The 16,243-nt window shown below is 63.9% G+C and carries 14 protein-coding genes and 1 pseudogene; 7 read left to right on the top strand and 8 right to left on the bottom strand.

The genetic code is table 11. The features are described from left to right. Window positions 1–11: 11 nt before the first annotated feature. The 5 genes from AC1DSC_RS10105 to AC1DSC_RS10085 form a co-directional block, all read right to left on the bottom strand. Window positions 12–1,031, bottom strand: coding sequence for a branched-chain amino acid ABC transporter permease (locus AC1DSC_RS10105; protein ID WP_062364750.1), 1,020 nt, complete (start codon window positions 1,029–1,031; stop codon window positions 12–14). Beyond that, window positions 1,028–1,762 (bottom strand): ABC transporter ATP-binding protein, encoded by a 735-nt coding sequence (locus tag AC1DSC_RS10100; RefSeq protein WP_062364749.1) that lies wholly within the window; start codon window positions 1,760–1,762, stop codon window positions 1,028–1,030. The genes AC1DSC_RS10105 and AC1DSC_RS10100 overlap by 4 nt, the downstream gene beginning before the upstream one ends. Beyond that, the gene (locus tag AC1DSC_RS10095) at window positions 1,759–2,529 is read right to left on the bottom strand and encodes an ABC transporter ATP-binding protein (RefSeq protein ID WP_062364748.1); all 771 of its coding nucleotides are present in this window, start codon (window positions 2,527–2,529) and stop codon (window positions 1,759–1,761) included. Before AC1DSC_RS10095 ends, AC1DSC_RS10100 begins: the two co-directional genes overlap by 4 nt. 20 nt (window positions 2,530–2,549) lie before the next feature. Further along, on the bottom strand, window positions 2,550–4,043 hold the full coding sequence (locus tag AC1DSC_RS10090; protein WP_062364747.1) for an extracellular catalytic domain type 2 short-chain-length polyhydroxyalkanoate depolymerase: 1,494 nt from the start codon (window positions 4,041–4,043) through the stop codon (window positions 2,550–2,552). Between the two features lie 112 nt (window positions 4,044–4,155). Beyond that, on the bottom strand, window positions 4,156–5,358 hold the full coding sequence (locus AC1DSC_RS10085) for a substrate-binding domain-containing protein (RefSeq protein WP_062364746.1): 1,203 nt from the start codon (window positions 5,356–5,358) through the stop codon (window positions 4,156–4,158). A 256-nt stretch (window positions 5,359–5,614) separates the two neighbouring features. Here AC1DSC_RS10085 and AC1DSC_RS10080 point away from each other — a divergent pair, with 256 nt between their 5' ends. The 3 genes and pseudogenes from AC1DSC_RS10080 to AC1DSC_RS10070 form a co-directional block, all read left to right on the top strand. Next, window positions 5,615–7,123: a sigma-54 interaction domain-containing protein gene (locus AC1DSC_RS10080; protein WP_062365371.1), complete on the top strand. Its 1,509-nt coding sequence runs from the start codon at window positions 5,615–5,617 to the stop codon at window positions 7,121–7,123. Then, window positions 7,008–7,544 carry a DUF2274 domain-containing protein gene (locus AC1DSC_RS10075; RefSeq protein ID WP_081247550.1) on the top strand — a complete coding sequence of 179 codons (537 nt, stop codon included), beginning with the start codon at window positions 7,008–7,010 and terminating at the stop codon, window positions 7,542–7,544. Before AC1DSC_RS10080 ends, AC1DSC_RS10075 begins: the two co-directional genes overlap by 116 nt. Window positions 7,545–7,676: 132 nt before the next feature. Further along, window positions 7,677–7,814: pseudogene (locus AC1DSC_RS10070) on the top strand (SDR family oxidoreductase); the annotation flags it as partial. 1 nt (window position 7,815) lies between these two features. Here AC1DSC_RS10070 and AC1DSC_RS10065 read toward each other — a convergent pair. Both AC1DSC_RS10065 and AC1DSC_RS10060 read right to left on the bottom strand, forming a co-directional pair. Next, window positions 7,816–8,256, bottom strand: coding sequence for a PaaI family thioesterase (locus AC1DSC_RS10065; RefSeq protein ID WP_062364745.1), 441 nt, complete (start codon window positions 8,254–8,256; stop codon window positions 7,816–7,818). Then, the gene (locus AC1DSC_RS10060) at window positions 8,253–9,032 is read right to left on the bottom strand and encodes an IclR family transcriptional regulator (RefSeq protein WP_062364744.1); all 780 of its coding nucleotides are present in this window, start codon (window positions 9,030–9,032) and stop codon (window positions 8,253–8,255) included. The genes AC1DSC_RS10065 and AC1DSC_RS10060 overlap by 4 nt, the downstream gene beginning before the upstream one ends. 188 nt (window positions 9,033–9,220) lie before the next feature. Between AC1DSC_RS10060 and AC1DSC_RS10055 the strand changes: the two genes are divergently transcribed. The 4 genes from AC1DSC_RS10055 to AC1DSC_RS10040 all read left to right on the top strand — a co-directional run bounded on the left by AC1DSC_RS10055 (window position 9,221) and on the right by AC1DSC_RS10040 (window position 14,282). Next, the gene (locus tag AC1DSC_RS10055) at window positions 9,221–10,777 is read left to right on the top strand and encodes an acetate--CoA ligase (RefSeq protein ID WP_062364743.1); all 1,557 of its coding nucleotides are present in this window, start codon (window positions 9,221–9,223) and stop codon (window positions 10,775–10,777) included. Between the two features lie 37 nt (window positions 10,778–10,814). Further along, window positions 10,815–11,957 (top strand): FAS1-like dehydratase domain-containing protein, encoded by a 1,143-nt coding sequence (locus tag AC1DSC_RS10050; protein WP_062364741.1) that lies wholly within the window; start codon window positions 10,815–10,817, stop codon window positions 11,955–11,957. Between the two features lie 101 nt (window positions 11,958–12,058). After that, window positions 12,059–13,267 carry a CaiB/BaiF CoA transferase family protein gene (locus AC1DSC_RS10045; RefSeq protein WP_412512193.1) on the top strand — a complete coding sequence of 403 codons (1,209 nt, stop codon included), beginning with the start codon at window positions 12,059–12,061 and terminating at the stop codon, window positions 13,265–13,267. 55 nt (window positions 13,268–13,322) lie between these two features. Further along, the gene (locus AC1DSC_RS10040; protein WP_062364737.1) at window positions 13,323–14,282 is read left to right on the top strand and encodes a Bug family tripartite tricarboxylate transporter substrate binding protein; all 960 of its coding nucleotides are present in this window, start codon (window positions 13,323–13,325) and stop codon (window positions 14,280–14,282) included. Between the two features lie 665 nt (window positions 14,283–14,947). Here AC1DSC_RS10040 and AC1DSC_RS10035 read toward each other — a convergent pair. Then, a complete protein-coding gene (locus AC1DSC_RS10035; RefSeq protein WP_062364735.1) occupies window positions 14,948–16,228 on the bottom strand; it encodes a TRAP transporter large permease subunit in 1,281 nt (426 codons plus the stop codon). Window positions 16,229–16,243: the final 15 nt, after the last annotated feature.

Raw genomic sequence — 16,243 nt, 5'->3', positions numbered from 1 at the left:
GGTGCTTGCGCTCAATGCTGCCCGACGGGATAGAGGCCGTTCGGCCGCCACAGCAGCACGGCCACCATCAGCGCGATGGTGGAGAAGAGGGCGAGCTTGGGCATCAGAAAGCCGGTGTAGTTGGCGACCAGGCCCACCATCAGGGCACCCACGAAGCAGCCGAACGTGGATCCGAGTCCACCGATGATGATGACGGTGAAGATCAGCACGTTCACCTGAGTGCCGATCTGCGGCACGACGCTCTGCTGGTACAGCGCCCAAAGCGCCCCACCCAGGCCCGCCAGTGCCGAACCGGCGGCGAATACGCCGATGAAGAGCCGCCGGATCCGGTAGCCCAGCGCCTCGACCATCTCGCGGTCCTGTACGCCGGCACGGACGAGCAGGCCCACCTTGGTGCGGGTCAGCACCCACAACATCGCCGCGAAGACGAGGCTGCCGACAGCGACCGCCAGCAGCCGGTACTTCTCGACCGACGCATCGCCGAACGAGAAAGAACCGCGCAGCGCCTGCGGCAGCGGCACGGCCAGCTGGTCGGGCCCCCAGAATACCTTGATCAGTTCCTCGCCGATGATCAGGCCGCCCATGGTGACCAGAATCTGCCTGAGCGGCATGCCGTAGACGGGGCGCACCAGCAGCCGCTCGAAGACGAGCCCGGAGACCGCCACGATTGCCGCGGCGGCGAGCATTGCGGCGAGCACTGCGGCAGCGTTCAGCCACAGCGATTCGCTGCCGACCCAGGCGCCCAGAGCCAGCATGGTAGTCATGGCGACATAAGCACCCAAGGCGATGAACACGCCGTGACCGAAGTTCAGGACATCCATCAGCCCGAACACCAGCGTGAGGCCGGACGCGACGAGGAAAATGATCATGCCCATCGCCAGGCCGGCGACGGTCAGCGTCACCCAGGTGCCGGGGTGGCCGACCGCAGGGAGCGCCAGGGCCGCCAGTGATGCAAGCAGGGCCAGAGGCCGCAGGTCGAAGCGCGCCTGCGGCACTGCGGCCGAAGGCGTGGGTAAAGTGGCGGTGGTCATTGGTGTACTCCTAAAGAAAGACCGAGCAGCCGCTGCTGCAGCGCTTCGTTGTCGGCCAGGTCGGACATCGCGCCCGTGTGCACGATGCGCCCGTTGTCCATCACGGCGACGTGGTCGCCAATGGCCTTAGCCATTGCGAAGTTCTGCTCCACGAGCAGCACCGTCGTGCGCTGCCGCTTCAGCTCGGCGAATGCAGCAATCAGGTTCTGAACCATCGCAGGCGCAAGCCCCTTGCTGGGCTCGTCGATCAGCAGCAGATCGCGCGGCTCGATGATCGCGCGCGCGATCGCGAGCATCTGCTTCTGGCCACCCGAGAGCTTTCCTGCCGGGTAAAGCCAGAACTTCTTCAGTGCGGCAAAGAGCGAAAGGACCCACTCCAGACGCGCTTTGTCCAACGCGTCGGCGGTGGCTGCCGCTCGCGCCGCGAGCAAGAGGTTCTCCTTGACCGTCAGGTCGGCGAAGATTCCCATGTTTTCCGGCACATAGGCAATGCCGAGCCGCGCGATCTCCGGTGTGGCCAGTGCCCCGATCGGCGCGCCGCGGAAGTGCAACGCGCCGCGCGAGGCACGCCAAAGTCCCAGGATCGTTCGCAGCGTGGTGGTCTTGCCGGCACCATTGCGGCCCAGGAGCATGGTGACTTCGCCCTCTTGCACCTCCAGGTTCACGCCGTGGAGGATGTGATAGGCACCGATGTGCGTGTGGACTTCCTTCAAATGCAGCAAGGCGGTCATGCGAGCTGCTCCTGTGGCACGACGCCGAGATAGGCTTGTTGAACGACGGCCGACGCCATCACGGCACTGGGCTCGCCTTGTGCCGCCAACTGTCCGTTGTGCAGGACGATGACGCGGTCGGCCAACTCGCGCACCACGTCCATCTTGTGTTCCACCAGCAGGACCGCGCAATCGCGTCGCTGCTTGAGCTGCCGCACGAGGTCCAGGATCACCGGTACTTCGTCCACGCTCATCCCCGCCGTCGGCTCGTCGAACATATAGACCTTGGGATCGAGGGCGATCAGGAGCGCGACCTCGAGCTTGCGCTGGTCGCCGTGGGCCAGCGTGCTGGCGAGCACGTTGGCCTTGTCGAGCAGACGCACCGTCTCAAGGAGGGACTGCGCCTCCTCGATCCAGGCACGCCTGTCCAGCCACACGCGCGCGAGGTCGAAGCCGCCGCCGTGGCGGCCCGACTCGCGCGCCTGCACTGCGAGTCGCACGTTCTCCTGCGCGGTGAGATGCGGGAACAGTTGTGTGAGTTGGAAAGCGCGGCCCAGCCCGCGCCGCGCGCGCAGCGGTGCGGGCAAGCGGCTCACGTCCTCGCCGTCCAGCCACACCTCGCCTTCGGTGGCCGGCAACTGGCCGGAGATCAGGTTGAAATAGGTCGTCTTGCCGGCGCCATTGGGGCCGACGATGGCGGTCAGCGTGCCCGGTGCGAAGCTGCAGGACACGGCGTTGACCGCCACGTGTCCGCCGAAGCGAATCGTTAGATTCTTGGTTTCAAGCATGGTTCTTCTATCAGGTCAGATCAAGGACAGGTACCGACCACGTAGTAGCCGGAACCGGTCCGCTTCAGCGTGGTGATGACCGTGCTGCTCCACAGGCCCAGGTTCTGCTGGGAACCGTAAGCAAAGGCATAGCCGTAGCTCGCATAGGCACGGGCGGCCATCGTGTGGGCAAAGTTGGAGGCCGTGTAGCAGCTGGCATCGCTGCGGGTGGTCGTCCCCGAAGCGGGTTCGGAGGCCGCGCCTTCGGCGCCGTTGGCATCGACGGCGCGCACAGTCCAGCTGTAGGTGGTGTCCGCAGACAGACCGCTGTCGTTGTAAGGGCTGGCTGCGACCGGCGAGGCGGTGACCAGGGCGCCGCCGCGGTAGACCCTGTAGCCGCTGGCGCCAGTGACCAGGGCCCAACCGATCGTCATGCTGCTGGCGCTTGCGTTCGAGGTGTTGACACCCACCGGCGCGGGCAGCGTGCCGCCGCCGCTTGCGCCTGCAGACACTTTGTCCACCATCGCCTTGATCGCGGACATCTGCGTGCCCGCCTTCTGCGCAAAGTTCGAACCGTACCAGCCGAGCCAGTCCCAGCAGCCGCCGGTGTTGGCGAGCCAGCCGCTGGCCGCCGTCGTGCGATAGGTGCCGTCGTTCTTGGTCTGCGGAAACAGCACGATGATGCTGTTGGTATCGGCCCAACGGGCATAGCCGGTGCTCTTGAGGTACTTGTCGCCGATAGTGGCGTAGTTCTGCGCGCAGCCATGCAGGACCACATGGAGCTTGCAGACGGCGCCTGCCCTGCAGTTGGCCGGTACATAGAGCCAGCCGTTGGCGGCCATGCCCGGATTGCTGTTGATGAATACGCTCTGGTCGAACTCGATATAGTTGCCCGCCGAGGGCGCATCGTTGCGCGCGTTCAGCGCGCCGTAGAACTTGCTAAGCGCCGCCTTGGCTCCGTCGAAGCCGCAGTTGCTGATGTAGGGTGAGGCCGAGTTGTTGCAAGCGCTGTTGCCCGTCGCATCGAAATCGGTTGGCATCACATGGGCGGTGTTGTCGCGCTTGATGTAGTCGAGGTTGGCCGCCGCCACGCCATTGTTCTGGTACAACGTTTTGACCGCGTTCATCTCGTTAGGGCCGACAGTCGTGTCACTGTTGCCTACCCACAGGAAAACCTTCTGGTTGGTGACATTGATCTTGTCGTCGATGCTCGTGCCGCTCCAGTTGTTGATGTCGGCCTGCATCGTGTTGATCATGCTGGCGCTGACCACGGCGTTGCTCATGCAGTTGCTGGCGGGATAGTGCCCACCGCAGCTGTACGGACCACCGGTGAACACGCCAACGCCCTTGAAGGTGGCCGAGAAGGCATAGCCCAGCTGGCTGGCCATGTAGCCACCCGAGGACATGCCGGAAACCGTGGTCTGGCTGGTGTCTACGTTGAAGGACGGGAGCGCGGCCACAACCGCTTGAGCCGGGGATGATGTAGCCAGGGCCGAGATGGCCATGGCCAAGCCAAGAAGCGCGTGAACTTTCATTGCAAGTCTCCTAACTATTTGTTTTTTGCCGATGCCGCATGCGCCTACGGGCCGGGCCCGTTCCTGCGAATGGGGTGGTTCAGAAGCGCCGGGGGCGCCTCTTGCAAAGCGCTTATCGCTGGTTGCGGATCGGGATGCTCATCTCTTCGGGCTTGATTTCCCGGATCAACTCCGGCACGCCCCAGGCGAACGCGGGGTCGTCCTTGATGCGCGTGTGGTACATCGGCTGCATTGCCTGGTGGTCTTCCTTGCGCAGCGAAATCGTGCCCTTGGGCGAATCGAAACTCATGCCCTCCATCGCGGCGATCAGCTTCCCGGTGCTGGTGTCGCCGTTGGTGCGCTTGAGTGCCTCGACCACCGCGACAGCGGCATTGAACCCGTCGGTCGTGAAGAAGTCCGGCGGAGCCTTGTAGCGGCTGTAGTGGTTGGACACCAACCAATCGTTGACCTTGTTCTTCGGCAGGCCGAAGTAGTAATAGCTTGCGCCTTCCATGCCAGCCAGCGGCTTGTAGGCCACCATTGCCTGGAGTGTGTTGCCGCCCGCCGCGATCTCGATGCCGTAGCGCTTGAGGTCCATGTCCGCGATCTTCAGGGGATTGCCCGCACCGGCCCAGTAGACGTAAATGATCTTGCGGCCGGGCTTGTCCTTGAGTGCCTGGATGATGCGCTGGGCGCCGGCAGTGAAGTCGGTGGTCGTCATCGGCAGGTATTCCTCTTGCACGATACGGGACTTCTTCAGCGCCTCCTTAAAGGCCTTGATGCCGTCGCGGCCGAATGCATAGTCTTGCGCCAGCGTGGCGATGTGGACGTTGTCTTTGTCCAGCGCAACGGCGTTGGCGATCGCGTCCTGCGAGCTGTTGCGCGCGGTGCGGAAGACGTATTTGTTCCAGCGCTCGCCGGTGATGGAGTCGGCAACCGCCGTCTCGACGAGGAAGACCTTCTTGAATTCTTCCGCCACCGGCAGCATGGCCAACGCGACGGCGGACGACGTGGCGCCGACCGCGATGTCGGCTTTGTCGTCGGAGTAGGCGGCGGCCAGCAAGTTCTTGCCCACGTCGGGCTTGCCTTGGTCGTCGCGCTCGATCACTACGAGCTTGCGGCCGGCCACGGCCATGGTGCCGCCAGTGGCGTATTCAAGGCCCAGTTGGAAGCCAGTCTGTGCCTGCTTGCCGTAGGCCTCCAGCGGCCCAGTGAGGCTGTGGATCTGCGCGATCCGGATTTCCTTTGGTGCCTGGGCGGAAGCTGGCGAAAAAAGGCTTGGCAGCAGCGCGGCGATGGCAACCGCGGCCACATGGCGGCGCGTGTTCGATGGCATGGAAGTCTCCTTGAGTTATGGTCAAACCGTTCGATGGATTGCAAGGCCTATGCCACCAGCTGAAAGTGCCGTGGCTGCGAGGGAGTGCATTCCAGCGCGACTCCAAGAGGCCGTCGTGCTGTCCTGAGCGGTTGACATACGGCCATGTCTGGGTGGTCGTGAAACCAGACAACTGTCTTGTTGGGCGGACGGTGGTGCGACTGTGTGGTCAACATGGCAAGCAGACGGCAGCCCGCGCTTACACTTGACGGACGCCATGACGCCCGATCTCGACTCCACTGACGCGCTCGACCCTGGCGGTGTGCTCCAGCTCGCCGCGCAGCGCATGTTTGCCACGTTTGCCGAAGCGGTGATGGGAATGATCGTGCTGGACCGAGAGCACCGCATCGTCTGGTTCAACGAGGGCTACCGACGCTTCATCGCGCTCGGGCCGTTCGCAGACTCCGGCGTCCTCGGCCGACGGATCGAGGAAGTCGTGCCCAACTCGCTCATGGGCAAGGTGATTGACACAGGCACACCTGTGGTCGTCGATCTGTTGACCAACCAGTATGGCGCCTTCCTCGTCAGCCGGCTGCCCCTGCGCAACGAGCAGGGCAACGTGATTGGCGGGGTGTCTCTGGTGCTCGCTGATCAGCCGGATGGGGCAATGCAGCCGCTGATCGGCAAGCTTGTCGATCTGCAGTGCGAACTCGAGGACACTCGGCGCCGACTGGCGGCCGAGCGGCGTCCGAAGTATTCCCTCGCAAGTTTCGTTGGCAGCAGTGCCGCGGTCGCAGAGGTGAAGCGCCAAGTGCGGCGCGTCGCTGTCACCGACACCACGGTGCTGCTTCTTGGCGAGACGGGCACGGGCAAGGAGCTTCTTGCGCATGCCGTGCACGCCGCGAGCCGGCGGTCCGCCGGTCGCTTCGTCAGTGTCAACATCGCCGCCATCCCAGACACGCTGCTAGAGGCCGAGTTCTTCGGCGTGGCGCCGGGGGCCTACACGGGTGCCGATCGCAAAGGGCGCGATGGCAAGTTCAAGTTGGCCGATGGCGGCACGCTGTTCCTCGACGAGATTGGCGACATGCCGATGGCACTGCAGAGCAAGCTGCTCCGGGTCTTGCAGGAGCAGGAGATCGAGCCTCTCGGCAGCAATCGCGTGGAGCGGGTCGATGTGCGCATCGTCTCCGCAACGAGCCGCGATCTCGAGGCGATGGTGGAGGACGGGCGTTTCCGCGCAGATCTCTACTACCGGCTCAACGTGATGCCGATCCGCCTGCCGCCGTTGCGCGAGCGGTTGGAAGACCTGCCGGACTTGGTGGACGCGTTGTCGGAAGACATCGCACGCCGGAGCGCGCTGGCACCGAGGGCGGTCGGACCCGATGCCATGGAGTTGTTGGCAAGCCGGCCGTGGCCGGGGAATGTGCGCGAGTTGCGCAACGTGCTGGAGCAGGCGTCGCTGATGACCGACGACCTCGTGCTCGAGGCAGCGCACTTCGTGCGGCTGCTTCAAGCGGCAGCCAAGCCGGGGCAGCCTGTGCCACGTGGACATGCTGGCGATGTCGTGCCGGGCAACGACTCCGCGCCTCCCGCCGTCTCCAGCGCATGCACTGGAGCAGCGGTCAAGCCGCTTCATCAGGCAATCGCGGAGGCGCAGGCTCAGAGCATTCATGTGGCCCTTGCCGCCACTAAGGGCAACAAGGCTGCCGCCGCGCGGCTGCTCGGCATCTCTCGTGCGGCGTTGTACGAGAAACTCGCGGCAGGGGGCGAGGCAGAAGGCACATGAACATTGCGCTGCAACTTTTCTTGCTCCTCGGTGGCCAATCTCGCCGGGTCTCGGTTGGCTCTTGGCTGGTAATTCGGGGCAGGCCATTGGCATTGGACGCGCCGAACTGATCCAACTCCGTGCTCGGGATTGCCAAGCACGTTTTCCCGTTTTGGACAGCGCCGCTTCCTCTTTCGAATATCGCCTGAGCCGACGCTTTTCCAGTATTTCCCTCAGACATTCGGTAAATGCTTCTGCCGGAGCTTATGCCGAGGTATATGGCCGCATGCATGGGCCAGTCGGAGCGGTGGCGCTGGTTCCGCACATGCTCGCCGCGTTCATTGCGCGGGATCGGGGGTTCAAGGCCTTCCGCAGCAGTGAACGTCGACGCGATACTTCGAGAGAGCGTCAGTTTCCTCCCGTCGAGACCGAAGCAACTTGAGTTTTGAATGCGAAGGACTACAGGTGTGGGAGGCGACCGCAATCTGTTTTGACGTGCCATGGCATGCAGGCCAGTTCCATTCACCCGGCGTGATCGAAAAAAGCCAGACGAAGGAACAGCTCAAAGACAAGGAGTGGGTGGATTGCATGCACGGCAAGATGCTGGCCCGTCGACAAGCCGGAGGAAATTTCCCATGTCGCACTGTTTCTCGCATCCGACGAAAGTTCATTCGTGACCAGCGTCGACATCAAGGTCGATGGTGTGACGTAATTCAGCCCATGATCTTCTGCACGCTGGAGCCCCGCAGCAACTCCGCGTCTCCACAACTCAGCGTGGCTTCCACGAAGACCAGAGTGGACGTCGCGCGTACAACGCGACCCCGTGCTTCAAGAAATTGCCCCTCGCGAGCCGCCGTGAGGAACTGTGTGTTGAGCTGAACCGTCACGCATGCGCGGCGGTCGACCGCTTCCCAGGCAACGGCGCTGACGACATGGTCGAAGAGGGCGCAGAGCACACCTCCATGAACAAATCCTCCTGGATTCAAATGGTCCGGGGTCGCCAGGATGCCGTACGCCCACCCTTCGGCTTCCTTCCGGGTCCACAGGGGCCCCATGCGCTCTGCGAAGCCGCGAAGCGCGCGCTGCCGCCAGCCTGCGTCCTGCAATGCGGCGATCACATCATCGCGATTGCCTGTGGGCTCGGCACCGGTCATGACAATGCCTTTGCCTCTCGCACCAGGTCGACGGTCAGCGACTTGGTGCGCTCGCTTGTCATCTGGTCCGCCACGCCGAGCGCGACCAGTGCGTGCGTCATGCGCTTCTGGGCGTCGAAGATCGGAACGGCAATCACCGTGATGCCGCTCATGTAATTGCCGCGGTCGATCGCGAATCCTTTGCGTTGCGCCGCACGCACTTCCTTCTTCCAGGTTTCAAGATCGGGAGGGTTCTCCCAGGCCAGGGTCTTGAAGCGGCGGGCCAACTCCGCATCCGACAGATCGGCGTAGGCAGAGACGAGCCGTCCCGTCGCGCTGGTGAGTGCGGGAAAGCGGCTGCCCACCTCCACATAGAGCCGAAAAGGACCGCGTGAGCGCGCTAGCGAAAGCACCACGAGGTCCTCGACTCCGGAGACCTTGACGCCGATCGTGGTGACGTTCCACGCCTCGGAGAGCCGATCGAGCGCGGCCTGGATGCGCGCCGGGAACGGATTGTTCTCGGCCACGCTGCGTGCCAGGGAAAGCACGCCGACGTCCAGGCTGTAGCGCTTCGTGCCCGGCTCGACCTTGACCATGCCTTCATCGACCAGGACACGCAGGATGTGCAGACACGTGCTCGTCACCAGGTCGAGGCCTTCCGAAATCGATTTGAGCGTCAACGGCTCGGGGGATCTGGCCAGCAACTGGAGGATGGCCAGGGCGCGAGAAACCGCGGGCACGGGGCGTACGCGAGGCCCTTTGTTGGCAGGGGGAGGGACTGGAACAGCAGCAGGCATACGGTAGGAGGTCACGAGTTTTGCAAAGCATACGACGCTTTGCGGGGTGCACATTCCGCCCGGATCGACATGGCCTTCGCGGGGAGCACTCGATCTGTGATTGTATATAGACAATTCATAGACGCTATTGACAATCAACAGGCAGACGCGCAAAGTCTCTCCATCAGCAAGCAAGACGAGAGACGGCAATGACGAACCTGACGCACTACACCTCCTACGCGGATGCGCAAGCCCACTGCAGCGCGGCGGGACTGTGGGAGCTTTTCGACGGCGATGCGCAGGTCATGAACATTGCGCACGAGTGCATCGATCGCCATGTCGATGCGGGCGAAGCCGTCGTGCTCGTCCGTGCGGCGGGCGACGACGAATCGATCAGCTTCCGGCAGATTTCCGAGGCCTCCTCGCGGTTCGCGCACTTTCTGGTCGAGGAGGGCGTCAAGGCGGGTGACCGCGTCGCCGTGATGCTCGAGCCGTCGCTGGCGTTCTACGTGGCGATCTTCGGCGCGATGAAGATGGGAGCCATTGCCGTCCCGATGTTCACGCTGTTCGGTCCGGATGGAATCCGCCTTCGGGTGCAGGACTGCAAGCCCCGCCTGGTCGTGACCAACGCCGAAAAGTCGGAAGTCGTTCCCGCCGGCGACGAGATGAAGGTGCTCGTGGCGGACGAGGCATTCCTCGATTCACTGGGCCGCTTCTCGCCCACCTTCGAGGTCCATACGCGAGCGGACGACCTCGCCATCTTTCAGTACACCTCCGGGACCACGAGGGAGTTGCCCGATGCGGTCAAGCACACGCACCGCGCGATCGTGACCCTGATGCTCGCGGCGCTGTACGGAACGGGCGTGAGGCCTGGTGACCGGTTCATGTGTCCGTCTTCGCCGGCGTGGGGTCACGGCCTCTGGCATGGGACTCTGGCGCCGCTCGCGATGGGGGTCACGATCGGCGCCTATGCCGGCAAGTTCAGTGGCGAGCGGCTGTTGCAGGCCCTGGAGGCGCATCGCTTCAACACCTTGTCGGCCGCAGCGACCCACTACCGGATGATGCGCAACTCGGGCGCGGCCTCGAAGCATCGCTACTTTCTCGAGAAGGTGTCCTTCACCGGCGAGCCGATCGACAGCGAAACCGCCGCATTCATCGAGGCGACCTTCGGCCACAAGGCCTGCAGCATGTACGGCACGACCGAGATCGGCGTGTGCCTTGTGTCCTACCCCGGCGCACCGGACTTTCCCGTCAAGGCGGGATCGCTCGGAAAGCCGATTCCGGGGCTTCGCGTCCAGGTGCAGGACGCTGACGGAAAGCCTTGCGCGCCCGGCGCGACCGGCGAACTGAAGCTCTGGCGCCGCGGCGAATGGGTGCCCACCAAGGACCTGGGCCGGGTCGACGAGGACGGCTACTTCTGGCACGGCGGCCGGGCCGACGACGTGATCATCTCGGCAGGCTGGACGATCGGCGCGGTCGAGGTCGAGGACGCCATCCTCAAGCACCCCGACGTCAAGGAGGCCGCAGCCATCGGCGTACCGGATGCGCTTCGCGGCTTGGTCGTCAAGGCGTTCGTCGTTTCCGACCGGCCCGCGGGAGAGAAATTCGTCGAGGAGATCCAGGACGCGGTGCGCACCCGCCTGAGCCAGCACGAATACCCGCGCCAGGTGAGCTTCGTCACGGAGCTGCCGAAGACGCCCGCCGGAAAGATCCACCGCAAAAAGCTGCGCGAGCAGGAAGCCGCCAGCGCCGCGACCAGTTCCTGACCCACCCCTTCATTCCTTTCAATCAACAGGAGACGGCATGTCCACCACCACCACCGAAAGAACCTTCCCCAAGATCACCGAGAACGGCCTGGACGAACTGCGCGAGCGCATCGGCCAGAAGATCGGCGCCACCGCCGAGCCGTGGTGCTATGAAGCGACGCGCGACAACATCCGGCACTACGCGCACGGCATCGGCGACGACAACCCGCTCTGGTGCGATCCCGACTACGCGGCCAAGTCGAAGTACGGCGGCATCATCGCGCTGCCGAGCTTCCTCTTCTCGACGAGCCGCATCGTCTCCGGTTATGTCGGCGGACTGCCGGGTGTGCATGCCATGTGGTCGGGCGCGGACTGGGAGTGGCACAAGCCCGTCCATCGCAACGACACGATCCGCACCGAGGCCTATCTCAAGGACCTGGTCGAGCACCAGACCAAGTTCGCCGGCCGCGCGGTCCAGCAGATCTACCACGTCGACTTCTTCAATCAGCATGGCGACAAGGTCGCCGAGGCGGACAGCTGGTGCTTCCGCACCGAGCGGGACCACGCCCGCGAGCAGGGAAGCAAGTACAAGGAGGTGCGTGCGAAAGCGCCGCGCCGCTACACGACTGAAGAAATCCAGGAGGCCTACAAGCTCTATGCCAAGGAGGAGGTGCGGGGCAGCAAGACGCGCTACTGGGAGGACGTGAAGGAGGGCGAGGCGCTGCCGACCATGTTCAAGGGACCGATGACCGTCACGGGCTTCATCGCGTATGCCCAGGGATGGGGCGGGCTGTACATCCGGGCGAACAAGCTCGCGTGGAAGCTGATCGATGCGCACCCGGGCGTGGGCATCACGAATCGCTTCGGCATTCCCGATGTGCCGGAGCGCGTGCACTGGGAAGAGGACTTCGCACTCGAAGTCGGCGCGCCCGGTGCCTACGACTACGGCCCTGAACGCACCTCATGGCTCACGCACCACCTGACCAACTGGGCGGGCGACGAAGGCTTCCTGCGCAAGGCGCACTGCAAGATCCGCCGCCACAACCCTGAAGGCGACATGCTGTTCATCAAGGGGCACGTCAAGCGCAAGTTCGTCGAGAACGGACGCCACCTGGTGGAGATTTCCCAGGAAGCCCACAACCAGGACGACGAGCTTTCCGTGCTCGGCTCCGGCGTGGTCGAGCTGCCCACGCGCGGCTGAGCCATCGCACCCCCGCACGGGGTGCCCATGATTAGCAACCGGGATCGCCCCGGCGGCTGGCTCACGCCAGTTCTCCGCGGCGGTGCCTCTCGAGATCGGCCATGCCAAATTCGTCCAAGCGAAGTGCCCGGGGGCACGGCGCGCTAGCCGGGCTGCGCGTCATCGACCTGTCGAGGGTCCTGGCTGGACCCTTGTGCACCCAGATCCTTTCGGACCACGGCGCCGAGGTGACCAAGATCGAACCGCCCTCGGGCGACGAGACCCGCACGCTCGGCCCGCCGTTCGACGAAGAGGGCGACGCGGCCTACTTCACGGCGGTGAACCGCGGCAAGCGCGGCATGGCCATGGACCTGGCCCATCCCGAAGGCCGCGAGACGCTGCTGCATCTCCTGAAGGATGCTGACGTGCTGGTGGAGAACTTCATCCCCGGCACGATGCAGCGCTGGGGGCTGGACTTCGAGGACGAACTGAAGCCGCGCTTTCCGGGCCTGATCTATTGCTCGATCTCGGGTTTCGGCGCAGACGGTCCGTTGGGCGGCCTGCCGGGCTACGACGCGGTGCTGCAGGCGATGTGCGGCATCATGAGCGTCAACGGCGACCCGTCGTCGGGCCCCACGCGCATGGGCATTCCCATCGTCGATCACCTGACGGGCTACAGCGCCCTCACGGGCATCCTGCTGGCGCTGCACCACCGCGATCGAACGGGCTGCGGCCAACGCGTGGAAGCTACGCTGTTCGACACCGCATTGAGCTTGCTGGTGCCGCACGCGGCGAACTGGATGTATTCCGACCAGGTTCCGGGCTTGCTGGGCAGCGCGCATCCGAACATTGCCCCCTACGACAAGTTCCAGTGCCAGGACGGACTGGTCTTTCTCGGAATTCTCAACGACCGCCAGTTCGCGAAGTTCTGCAGCGTCATGCAGCTGGACGAGCTGATCGACGATCCGCGCTTCGCAAGCAACTCCGCGAGGCTGCAGCACCGCGATGAACTGCGAAGCCGCATCGAGCTTGTACTTTCAGCGTGGCCGCGAGAGTCGGTGTGCAGCACGCTCATGCGAAGCGGCGTGCCGGTGGGGCCGGTGCACACGGTGCTCGAGGCCTTCTCGCAACCGCACGCGGTGCACCGCGGCATGCAGGTGAAGCTCGAGGGCTACCAGGGCATCGGTGTTCCGGTTCGCTTGTCGCAGACACCCGGCCGGCCGATCGGGCCTCCTCCGCGCTTCGGACAACACGCGCGAGAGGTCCTCGATGAAGCCGGATTCGATGAAGGACACATCAACCGCTTGCAGGAAACCGGCGTCTGCCCGTAAGCGGTGCCGCGAGACAGGGCGCACAGCCCGCACAACAATATCTGGAGACAATGTCATGAAGCGCATCACTGGAATCTTGCTGGCCCTGCTGGCGTTCTCGAGCCATTCCGCCATGGCTCAGACCTATCCCACGAAGCCGATACGCATCGTCGTTCCCTACCAGGCAGGGCAGGGCACGGACGTCGCGACGCGCTATCTGGCCGAGCATCTCGGCCGCGCGCTCGGGCAGCCCCTGGTGGTGGAGAACCGTGCGGGCGCGGGAGGCAACATCGGCGCCGCGGAAGCCGCGCGGGCCGCCCCCGATGGCTACACCCTGCTCATGGGGACGAATGGCACGCATGTGCTGAATCAATTCCTCTATCCCTCGATGCCCTTCGATCCGGTCAAGGACTTCGAGCCCGTGGCATTGGTCAGCACGTTTCCCATGGTGATCCTTGCGAACCCGAACGCGCCGTACAAGAACATGGCGGATCTGCTGGCCGACGCGAAGGCACGGCCCGATGCCGTCAACGTCGGACTCCCGAGCACGACGTCGCGCCTGGTGCAGGAACTCATCCAGAAGCAAAGTGGCGCGCTCATGCGGGCCGTGCCGTACAAAGGCTCCGGTACTTCGATGACCGATCTCATGGGCGGACAGGTGCTGGTGGCCATCGATACGGCGAGCGCGGCGCGGCCCTTTGTTGCCAGCGGCAAGCTGAAGGCATTGGCGGTGACCTCCCTCAAGGAGTCGGCGCTTCTGCCGGGTATCCAGCCCGCAACGGCCCAGGGGCTGGAGGGATTCCAGGTGGTCGCTTGGAACGGGCTCTATGCGCCTCGTGGGACGCCTGCCGCCATTGTTCAGAAGCTCAACGCAGAGATTGCAAAGATCCTGGCACTGCCCGAGGCGCGGCAGCGTCTCCTGGAACTCGGTCACGAAGCTGCGGGCGGCGCGCCCGACAGCCTGGACCGCTTCGCCCGCAGCGAGCGCGACAAGTGGGGTCCTCTGATCAAGAGTGCCGGGATGAAGCTCGAGTGAAGCTCGTGTTTGATTGACGAGGCAATGGGCCAGCTGATCACAAGGCACCCAAGCGGTGGATGACGATCGACAGGTATACCTTGCCGGTCGGATCCGGAACTCTGCTTTCAAACCAAAAGAAGCACTCGGGCAGAACTCGAGTCTTCCGGCCCTTTTGGTTGGTAGCGAGCGTCGTTTCTGGGTTGCGATTCGCCCTGCGCGATCCTCTTGCGTCCGGCGCTCTCGACGCCGCGTCCAGGGCTGGAGACAGCGGTGGCTGAGAGAGGTGCAAGCGCTCCGCGGCCGGCCCAGGTGCCGTTCCGCAGCAGCAACGAAGTAGGTCAAACGGCGCAGATCCATAGCGCACCTCGTCGCCGTCAAGAACATCGATATCCGCGCGCAGCAGTCCGATTCTTTGGCTGGCGCTCACGGAGGCCATAGGGCGGCCAACGCAGCCGCTGAAACTCTGTTCTTGAGAGACAAAAAGAAAACCGGTCTGCGCAAGCGGAGCGGCATGCCTCACGGGGGCATCGTTTCTACAGCAGTGCACGTTGGAGACGAGTCTTGCCGCATGATTTTCCCGACTCTCTTCGGCCTGGTAGCCGAGGATGGACTCGGCATCTGGGCAATGACCTTGTCCAAAGCATGGAGCTCGGCGTCGAACTGAATCCCGCGCGCCGCCAGATTCAACCGCTAAACCATCTCGCAGGACCTGTCACTAGCCATGGAAAGAACACCAGCACGAACATCACGATGAATTCCGCGAGCATGAAGGGGAGCACTCCTTTGGTGACTTCGTCCAGCTTCATCCGGCCGACTCCCGCCACCACATTCAGTACCGTACCCACCGGTGGCGTGATCAGGCCAATGGCATTGTTCATGATGAAGAGAACACCGAAGTAGATCGGGTCGATGCCAGCGGCCTTGATGACGGGCATCAGCACGGGCGTGAGAATGAGGACGGTAGGGATCATGTCCATCGCCGTTCCGACCAACATGACCAGCACCATGATGGCGATCAGCAGCATGGTCTGATTGCTCATGAAGGGCTTCAGCAGATCCACCGTCTGCGCCGGGATATCGGCGACGGTGATGAGCCAGGCCGACACCATGGCGGCCGCAGTCAGGAACATGATCACCGCCGTGGTTTTCGCGGCACTTGCGAACACCCCATACAGTTGCTTCAGCGAAAGTTCACGGTACACCAACGTCGACACCAGCAGCGCATATACGGCGGCAACGACAGCCGCCTCCGTCGGCGTGAAGACACCGAACTTCAAACCCACGATGACGATGATCGGCAGCACCAGCGCCCAGGTGGACTCCTTCAGCGCTTGAATGCGCTCTGGCCAGGTTGCCTTAGGCGGCGGAACAATGTCCTCCTTGCTGGCCACCAGATACCACGTGATGGCGATGCCCAGTCCCATCAGCAGTCCCGGCACGATGCCGGCCAGGAACAATTTGGAGATCGATACGTTGGCCGCAACGCCGAAGATCACAAAGCCAATGGATGGCGGAATGATCGGGGCGATGATGCCTGCGGATGCAATGAGCCCGCCTGCGCGGCCCTTGTCATGACCCGCCCGTACCATCATCGGGAGCAGCAGCGCAGCCAGCGCCGCGGTGTCTGCCACGGCCGAGCCCGACAGCGCCGCCATGATGCACGCGGCGACGATGGCCACGTAGCCAAGACCGCCGCGTCGATGACCGACGAGCTGGAGCGCCAGGTTGACGATGCGTCGGGAAAGACCCCCCACATTCATGATCTCGCCCGCAAGCATGAAGAAGGGAACGGCCAGCAGCGGGAACGAATCGGCGCCATTGATGACGTTCTGGGCCAGGATCTGCGCGTCGAAGATGCCCAGGTGCCACATCAGGGCCACGCCAGAGAGCAGCAGGGCGTAGGCGATCGGGACGCCCAGTGCCATCACGCCGAGCAGCGAGCCGATGAAGATGAAAATGGTCATGTCGTAGGTCTCCGC

The organism is Variovorax sp. 01N425, from assembly GCF_056399465.1.
This window is presented reverse-complemented; position numbering and strand designations above follow the sequence as displayed.

Bases quoted from the DNA above. Each gene is read 5' to 3' on its own strand.
- AC1DSC_RS10090 (WP_062364747.1), bottom strand. From the start codon at position 4,043: ATGAAAGTTCACGCGCTTCTTGGCTTGGCCATGGCCATCTCGGCCCTG.
- AC1DSC_RS10045 (WP_412512193.1), top strand. From the start codon at position 12,059: ATGCCAAATTCGTCCAAGCGAAGTGCCCGGGGGCACGGCGCGCTAGCC.
- AC1DSC_RS10055 (WP_062364743.1), top strand. From the start codon at position 9,221: ATGACGAACCTGACGCACTACACCTCCTACGCGGATGCGCAAGCCCAC.
- AC1DSC_RS10095 (WP_062364748.1), bottom strand. From the start codon at position 2,529: ATGCTTGAAACCAAGAATCTAACGATTCGCTTCGGCGGACACGTGGCG.
- AC1DSC_RS10035 (WP_062364735.1), bottom strand. From the start codon at position 16,228: ATGACCATTTTCATCTTCATCGGCTCGCTGCTCGGCGTGATGGCACTG.
- AC1DSC_RS10065 (WP_062364745.1), bottom strand. From the start codon at position 8,256: ATGACCGGTGCCGAGCCCACAGGCAATCGCGATGATGTGATCGCCGCA.
- AC1DSC_RS10100 (WP_062364749.1), bottom strand. From the start codon at position 1,762: ATGACCGCCTTGCTGCATTTGAAGGAAGTCCACACGCACATCGGTGCC.
- AC1DSC_RS10040 (WP_062364737.1), top strand. From the start codon at position 13,323: ATGAAGCGCATCACTGGAATCTTGCTGGCCCTGCTGGCGTTCTCGAGC.
- AC1DSC_RS10080 (WP_062365371.1), top strand. From the start codon at position 5,615: ATGACGCCCGATCTCGACTCCACTGACGCGCTCGACCCTGGCGGTGTG.
- AC1DSC_RS10105 (WP_062364750.1), bottom strand. From the start codon at position 1,031: ATGACCACCGCCACTTTACCCACGCCTTCGGCCGCAGTGCCGCAGGCG.
- AC1DSC_RS10075 (WP_081247550.1), top strand. From the start codon at position 7,008: ATGTGGCCCTTGCCGCCACTAAGGGCAACAAGGCTGCCGCCGCGCGGC.
- AC1DSC_RS10060 (WP_062364744.1), bottom strand. From the start codon at position 9,032: ATGCCTGCTGCTGTTCCAGTCCCTCCCCCTGCCAACAAAGGGCCTCGC.
- AC1DSC_RS10050 (WP_062364741.1), top strand. From the start codon at position 10,815: ATGTCCACCACCACCACCGAAAGAACCTTCCCCAAGATCACCGAGAAC.
- AC1DSC_RS10085 (WP_062364746.1), bottom strand. From the start codon at position 5,358: ATGCCATCGAACACGCGCCGCCATGTGGCCGCGGTTGCCATCGCCGCG.